Consider the following 6761-nt stretch of genomic DNA (forward strand, 5'->3'; position numbering starts at 1 on the left):
CCGTGGACCCGGGCCCGTCCCGCCGACGGACGGCGGGAGCACACTGATCACCGACATCGGCAGTCTCGTCACCAACAACCCCGACCTGGGCGCGGGCCCGCTCGGCCTGCTGACGGACGCCGCCCTCGTACTCGACGGCGGCACCGTCGCCTGGGTCGGACCGGCCGCCGCCGCCCCCGCCGCCGACCAGCGGGTGGACGCCGAAGGCCGGGCCGTCATCCCCGGGTTCGTCGACAGCCACTCCCACCTGGTCTTCGCCGGCGACCGCACCGCCGAGTTCAACGCCCGGATGTCCGGCCGCCCCTACACGGCGGGCGGCATCCGCTCCACGGTCGTCGCCACCCGCCTCGCCGACGACGACACACTCTCCGCGAACCTCACCACCTACCTCACCGAGATGCTGCGCCAGGGCACCACGACGGTGGAGACCAAGTCCGGCTACGGGCTCACCGTCGAGGAGGAGGCCAGAGCGCTGCGCATCGCCGCCGCCCACACCGACGAGGTCACCTACCTGGGCGCCCACGTCGTCGCCCCCGAGTACGCCGACGACCCGGCGGGCTACGTCGACCTCGTCACCGGTCCGATGCTGGACGCCTGCGCACCGCACGCCCGCTGGGTCGACGTCTTCTGCGAGCAGGGCGCCTTCGACGGCGACCAGGCGCGCGCCATCCTCACCGCCGGCGCGGCCCGCGGCCTGATCCCGCGCGTCCACGCCAACCAGCTCACCGCAGGCCCGGGCGTCCAGCTCGCGGTCGAACTGGGCGCCGCCTCAGCCGACCACTGCACACATCTCACCGACGCCGACGTCGCCGCGCTCGCCGACGGGAGCACCGTGGCCACGCTGCTGCCGGGGTGCGAGTTCTCCACCCGGGCGGTCTATCCCGACGCCCGGCGGCTGCTGGACGCCGGTGTGACCGTCGCGCTGTCCACGGACTGCAACCCCGGCTCGTCCTTCACCAGCTCCATGCCGTTCTGCGTGGCGGTGGCGGTCCGGGAGATGGGCATGACACCCGACGAGGCGCTGTGGTCGGCCACGGCGGGCGGCGCGGAGGCGCTGCGCCGTACGGACGTCGGCCGGCTGACGCCCGGGTCGGCGGCCGATGTCGTGCTGCTGGAGGCGCCCAGCCACGTCCATCTGGCGTACCGTCCGGGAGTACCGCTGGTGCGGGATGTGTGGCAGCGAGGCGTACGGGTGCCGGCTACGCACTGAGCGCGATCGGGGCGCGGCGATGAGTTCGGCGCGCGGCGGCGGTCCATCCGGGTGAGGGGTACGGGCCGCACCGGCGCCGTACCGCACCGAGCCGCGGGGAGGCGCCTTGCCCGAGTCAGATCCGCCCGAGCGGGAGCCGTCCGAACCGGAGCCGTGCGTTCCGAGGCGTGACCCGGCCGGCGCGAGGCTGCTCGTGCTGGCTGCCGGCTACGCCGCCCGGACCGTGAGGGCGGTGCGCCCCGAGCAGCTGGAGCGGCCGACTCCCTGCGCCGGCTGGGACGTCCGGATGCTGCTGACGCACCTGGAGGATTCGGTCGCCGCGCTCTGCGAGGGCCTGATCCTCGGCCGGGTGGCCGCAGGGTCCGACGCCCACGGCCCGGACGGCGGACTCGCGGCGTGCCCACTGGGCCGGGAACCGGTCGTGCCGCGGGTGTCGGACGCGTTGGAGGTGCTGGCCCGGGCCGCCGGGCGGGGACCGGGCGCCCGGAGCGCCGTGCCGGTCGACGGCGTGCCGCTGCGTGCCGCCCTGCTGCGCCGGGCGGGTGCGGTGGAGCTGGTCGTGCACGGCTGGGACGTGGCCGCCGCGCTGGACGGCGGTGACCGCCGTCCGCCGCCACCCGCGGCGTTGGCCGCCGCGCTGCTGCCGGTGGTGCCGCTGGTCGTGCCCCCGCCGGCGCAGCGCGGCACGCTCTTCGCGGCGCCGCTCGCCGCGCGCGGCGACGCGCCGCCGGGGGAGCGGCTGCTCGCCGCGCTCGGCCGCCGCTGCGGGCCGCCGGGTCCTCCGTTCGGGTGAGTGCTCCGGGGGCCTCACGCCCGCCGTTACGCCGTCCGGGGGCGGACGCGGCGGCCGTCAGTCGGCGTGCGAGGGAGTGCCCTGGGGGCCGTCGGAGACCGTCGGCCGGGCCGGCATCGTCAGCTCGACCTCCTCCGAGGGCGCGGAGTAGCGCCCGTCCGCGTCGATCGCGCGCACGGTGAAGCCGTAGCTGATGCCCGGCTCCAGGCTGCCGACCTCGGCGGACAGCACCTCGGGCCCGACCGAGACCACGGCCGTACTGGTGCCGTCCTGGAAGACCCGGTACCCGGCCACGACGCCCCGCCCCGTGACTGTGGCCTCCTGCCAGCTGAGGCGGACGGTGCTCGGCCCGGTCGCCTCGGCCTCCAGGCCGCGTGGCGGCTGGAGCACCGGCGACAGCACGTCCGGCACCGGTGAGGCCGGGCGCCGGTCGTCCGAACGGTGGTCCTGGGGGCCGGCGGCCGAGGTGAGCCGGCCACCTGCCAGCACACTCAGGGCGACCAGCGAGGCCACCGCGAGCACGGCCGACGCCACCACGGACGGTCGTGCGGCGCAGCGGGTGAAGAACCGACGAAGCACGGGCTACCTCCCCGACGGGGTCAGCGATGTCGGGACAATTGTCGTGTTCGTCCGACTTCTCCGCGCAACTCGACAGGCCGAGCGGGGCTCGACAGGCCGAGCGGGGCTCGACAGGCCGAGCGGGGCTCGACAGGCCGAGCGGGGCTCGACAGCACCGGGGCTGGACAACCGGACCGCCCCGGCGGAGAGGTTGCCGGGGCGGTCCGGTGGTTCGTGCCGGTTCGCGGGGGTCAGGCGTCGGTGAGCAGCCCCTTGCGCAGCCTGCCGAGCGTGCGGGACAGCAGCCGGGAGACGTGCATCTGGGAGATGCCCAGCTCCTCGCCGATCTCCGACTGGGTCATGTTCGCGACGAACCGCAGCGAGAGGATCTTCCGGTCGCGCGGTGAGAGGTCGGCGATCAGCGGCTTGAGCGACTCGACGTACTCGATGCCCTCCAGGCCGTGGTCCTCGTAGCCGATGCGGTCGGCCAGGGCGCCCTCGCTGTCGTCCTCCTCCGGCTGGGCGTCCAGCGAGCTGGCCGTGTAGGCGTTGCTGGCGGCCATGCCCTCGACGACCTCGTCCTCGGAGAGGCCCAGGCGCTCGGCGAGTTCTCCGACGGTGGGCGACCGGTCCAGCTTCTGGGCCAGCTCGTCGCCGGCCTTGGCCAGGTCCAGGCGCAGCTCCTGGAGGCGCCGCGGCACGCGGACCGACCAGCTGGTGTCGCGGAAGAAGCGCTTGATCTCGCCGACGATCGTCGGCATCGCGAAAGTGGGGAACTCGACGCCCCGGTCGGGCTCGAAGCGGTCGATGGCCTTGATGAGGCCGATCGTGCCGACCTGGACGATGTCCTCCATCGGCTCGCTGCGCGAGCGGAAGCGTGCGGCGGCGAACTTGACCAGTGCCAGGTTCAGCTCGACCAGTGTGTTGCGTACGTAGGCGTACTCGTGGGTGCCTTCCTCCAGTGTCGCCATGCGCTCGAAGAGTTCCTTCGAGAGCGCGCGGGCGTCCTGGGGGGCCACCTCGTCGAAGGCGGGGAGTTCGGCGATCTGCTCCAGCACGTCGCCGGTCGTCTCGTCGTCCGTCTCGATCGCGGTGGACTGGGGTGCCGACGGTGCGGTCCGTGCGCTCACCTGGGTCCCGGTCGGGGCGTCCGGGATGATGGCGTCAGTGATGCGCGACTCGTCGAGCTGGGGTGACATTGTCTCCTCCGTGTTTCTCGGCATATGGCTGCCGAAGCCGTGACGTGCACTGCGGTGTGCGGCGCCTCCAAGGCCGTCTCTGTCGGATGTCCCTACTAGCCCTACCCGCTCTTGCGAGTTCAAGGCAAGTGGGTTATGTCCGCTTCTGCGAAGAACATCAGCATTCGTTCGGGTGTTGGGGCGGGTCGTCAAGGCGTAGGGTTTCAGTGCCACGAGGCGGGGGAGCAAGCGTGCCGCGAGCGAGCAGAAGAGGTGTACATGGACCGCGGGATACCCGGCAGCACCAGCCACCGGGGCCGGCTGACGGTCGAGGTCGAACACCGCGGCGATCGTGCCGTGATCACGCCCAAAGGTGAGCTCGACCACCACACCGCCGACGTGTTGCGTCAGTCACTGGACGAGTGCGTGGCCGCGGGTGCGATCCACCTGGTGGTGGACTGCGCCGCCCTGGACTTCCTCGACTCCACCGGACTGAACGTCCTTCTCGGCGCCCGCCTGACCGTCGAGGAGAAGGGCGGCGGTGTCCACCTCGCCGCGATGACGCCCGTCGTCGCCAGGGTCTTCGAGATCACCGGCGCCGGCGCGGTCTTCACCGTCCACGACTCACTGGAAGAAGCGATCCCCGCGCGCGGGGAGACCTCCGACTCGTAACGTGAACAGTCACGCGAGTCACATCGACCCGGCGGAAACGGTGGGTGTCTCCTCCGCTTCACAGGGCAGGAGAACCCTCTGGCAGCCGTCGACCCTCTTCGGGGCCGAAGGCGGGGACGACCGGGCCACACAAACATCGGTGAGCAAGACGAATCGGAGAAACCGGCGAGGTGAAGTGCGGATGAGCACCACCCGGCGATCCCCGGCGGGCGATCGCGGTCCCGAGGCCGGCACGGCCCCGGGGCCGGGGGCGTCGCCGGTGGGGCAGCTGCGCGACATGCGCCAGGTGCGCAGGCTGAGGCTCGTGGGAGCCGGTGGCGCTGTTCAGCGTTCCCGCGACTTCACCCGACAGGCACTGGAGGACTGGGGCTGGCTGCCGGCCGCCGACGTCGACCGCCGGGCCGCCGCCGAGGACGTCCTGCTGGTCGTCTCCGAACTCGTCACCAACGCCTGCCTGCACGCGGGCGGCCCCAGGGAGCTGGCCATCGTCAGCGGCCCGAGGTCGCTGCGTGTGGAGGTCGCCGACGACAGCCCCGACCCCCCGTCGCCCCGTGACCCGCACCGCCCGGGGCGGCCGGGCGGACACGGCATGTTCATCGTCGGCCGCCTCTGCCTCGACTGGGGCGTCCTGCGAACCCCCGACACCCCCGGCAAGACGGTCTGGGCCGAGCTCCCCACGCCCGTCTAGCCCTTCCTGGGGGCCCTGGCCGAAGGCCGTGGGAGGGGTGGGGCAGGCAGAAGCCCCGGACCGCACCCGGCCCGGGGCCCCGCGATGCTCAGTCCACCTCTCCGGTAAGCGCCCGCAGCTTCCGCGCCCCCGCCAGGAACGCCAACCCCGCGCCGGCCGCGACCAGCGCCCACATCGTGTAGTACGCCGCGTCACCCAGTGGCCCGTTCAGCCGCGTCGCCCACCCGTTGAGCGCGTTGCCCGTGGCGACGGCCAGGAACCACAGGCCCATGATCTGGCTGACGAACTCCTTCGGCGACAGCTTCGTCGACAGCGACAGGCCCACCGGCGACAGGCACAGCTCGCCGAGCGTCTGCACCAGGTAGACGGCGAGCAGCCAGAAGACGGTCACCTTGCCCGAGTCGCTGGCCGCCGCGGTGGCTCCGGCCAGGCCCATGAGCGCGAACGAACCGCCGATGAGCAGCATGGCGAGGGCGAACTTCACCGGGGTGCTGGGCTCGCGGTTCCGCTGCGCGAGCTTCACCCACAGGGTGGCGAACAGCGGAGCCAGGATGATCACCCAGGCGGGGTTCGCGGCCTGGAGCCAGGAGGCCGGGAACTCCCAGCCGCCGATGAACCGGTCCGTCTTCTCGTCGGCGAAGATGTTCAGCAGCGAGCCGGACTGGTCGAAGATCATCCAGAACAGCACGGCGGTGAGGAAGAACCAGACGAACGCGACGACCTTGGGGCGCGCCTCGGCGGTCAGCTTCGGACTGCGGAAGATCATCACGAAGTAGCCGATCGGCACGACGATGCCGAGCACGGCGAGCACGTTGACGATGTGGTCGATCTCGAACGTGCCGAGCAGGACGTCGGCCAGCAGCGCTCCGGCAGCCACGCCGCTCCAGAGCAGCACCCGCCGCAGCGCCGTACGCCGCTCCTCCCGCGTCGCCGGGTTCGTCGGCGCCTGGCCGGCGTCGCCGAGGTGGCGGCCGCCGAGCACGTACTGGATGACGGCGAGCGTCATGCCGACGCCCGCCAGGCCGAAGCCGAGGTGCCAGTCGACGTGTTCGCCGAGGTAGCCGACCGTCAGCGGCGCGATCAGCGCGCCGATGTTGATCGACATGTAGAAGAGCGTGAAGCCCGCGTCCCGCCGCGAGTTCGGCAGGTCCTTGTAGAGGTCGCCGACGATCGCCGAGATGTTCGGCTTCAGCAGACCGGTGCCGATGGCGATCAGCCCGAGCCCGACGAAGAACACGGCGGAGTTCGGGATGGCGAGCGTGAAGTGGCCGGCGGCGATCACGATGCCTCCGACGAGCACCGCCTTGCGGGCGCCCCACAGCCGGTCGGCGACCCAGCCGCCGGGCATCGCCGCCATGTAGACGACCGCGTTGTACACGCCGTAGATCGCCACGGCCGTCGTCTCGTCGATGCCCAGGCCGCCGTCGGTGACCGCGGTGTAGAGGTACAGGACGAGCAGGGCCCGCATTCCGTACCAGGAGAAGCGCTCCCACATCTCCGTCATGAAGAGCGTGGCCATGCCGCGGGGGTGGCCGAAGAAGGTCTTTCCGCCGCCTGCCGGGCGCGCGGACTCCTCCGTCATGCTGGTCGCCATGGGGTTCCTTGCTGGTGCGGGACGCACACCCGGGGGGTGGGGGTGCGCCCGGACGGGGTGCGCGCACG

7 protein-coding genes are annotated in these 6761 nt (G+C 72.5%); 4 read left to right on the forward strand and 3 right to left on the reverse strand.

The annotated features are described in order from the left end of the window. The first annotated feature begins 43 nt into the window (after positions 1–43). Both hutI and FNX44_RS22025 read left to right on the forward strand, forming a co-directional pair. On the forward strand, positions 44–1210 hold the full coding sequence (gene hutI, locus FNX44_RS22020) for an imidazolonepropionase (RefSeq protein ID WP_143650513.1): 1167 nt from the start codon (positions 44–46) through the stop codon (positions 1208–1210). 106 nt (positions 1211–1316) lie between these two features. Next, positions 1317–2003, forward strand: a complete 687-nt coding sequence (locus tag FNX44_RS22025) for a TIGR03086 family metal-binding protein (protein WP_228450096.1) — start codon at positions 1317–1319, stop codon at positions 2001–2003. 57 nt (positions 2004–2060) lie between these two features. On the opposite strand, the gene FNX44_RS29770 is transcribed toward FNX44_RS22025, so the two are convergent. Together FNX44_RS29770 and FNX44_RS22035 are read right to left on the reverse strand one after the other, a co-directional pair. After that, positions 2061–2582 (reverse strand): fibronectin type III domain-containing protein, encoded by a 522-nt coding sequence (locus FNX44_RS29770; protein WP_143650504.1) that lies wholly within the window; start codon positions 2580–2582, stop codon positions 2061–2063. Positions 2583–2812: 230 nt separating this feature from the next. Continuing rightward, a complete protein-coding gene (locus tag FNX44_RS22035; protein ID WP_228450097.1) occupies positions 2813–3760 on the reverse strand; it encodes an RNA polymerase sigma factor SigF in 948 nt (315 codons plus the stop codon). Between the two features lie 258 nt (positions 3761–4018). On the opposite strand from FNX44_RS22035, the gene FNX44_RS22040 reads away from it, so the two are divergent. Together FNX44_RS22040 and FNX44_RS22045 are read left to right on the forward strand one after the other, a co-directional pair. Further along, positions 4019–4411, forward strand: coding sequence for an STAS domain-containing protein (locus FNX44_RS22040; protein ID WP_143650508.1), 393 nt, complete (start codon positions 4019–4021; stop codon positions 4409–4411). Between the two features lie 181 nt (positions 4412–4592). Continuing rightward, positions 4593–5099, forward strand: coding sequence for an ATP-binding protein (locus FNX44_RS22045; RefSeq protein ID WP_143650510.1), 507 nt, complete (start codon positions 4593–4595; stop codon positions 5097–5099). An 88-nt stretch (positions 5100–5187) separates the two neighbouring features. Here FNX44_RS22045 and FNX44_RS22050 read toward each other — a convergent pair whose 3' ends face one another. Beyond that, on the reverse strand, positions 5188–6693 hold the full coding sequence (locus FNX44_RS22050) for a peptide MFS transporter (RefSeq protein WP_143650512.1): 1506 nt from the start codon (positions 6691–6693) through the stop codon (positions 5188–5190). Positions 6694–6761 lie beyond the last annotated feature (68 nt).

This window comes from Streptomyces alkaliterrae (assembly GCF_007097205.2).
GTDB lineage: Bacteria > Actinomycetota > Actinomycetes > Streptomycetales > Streptomycetaceae > Streptomyces > Streptomyces alkaliterrae.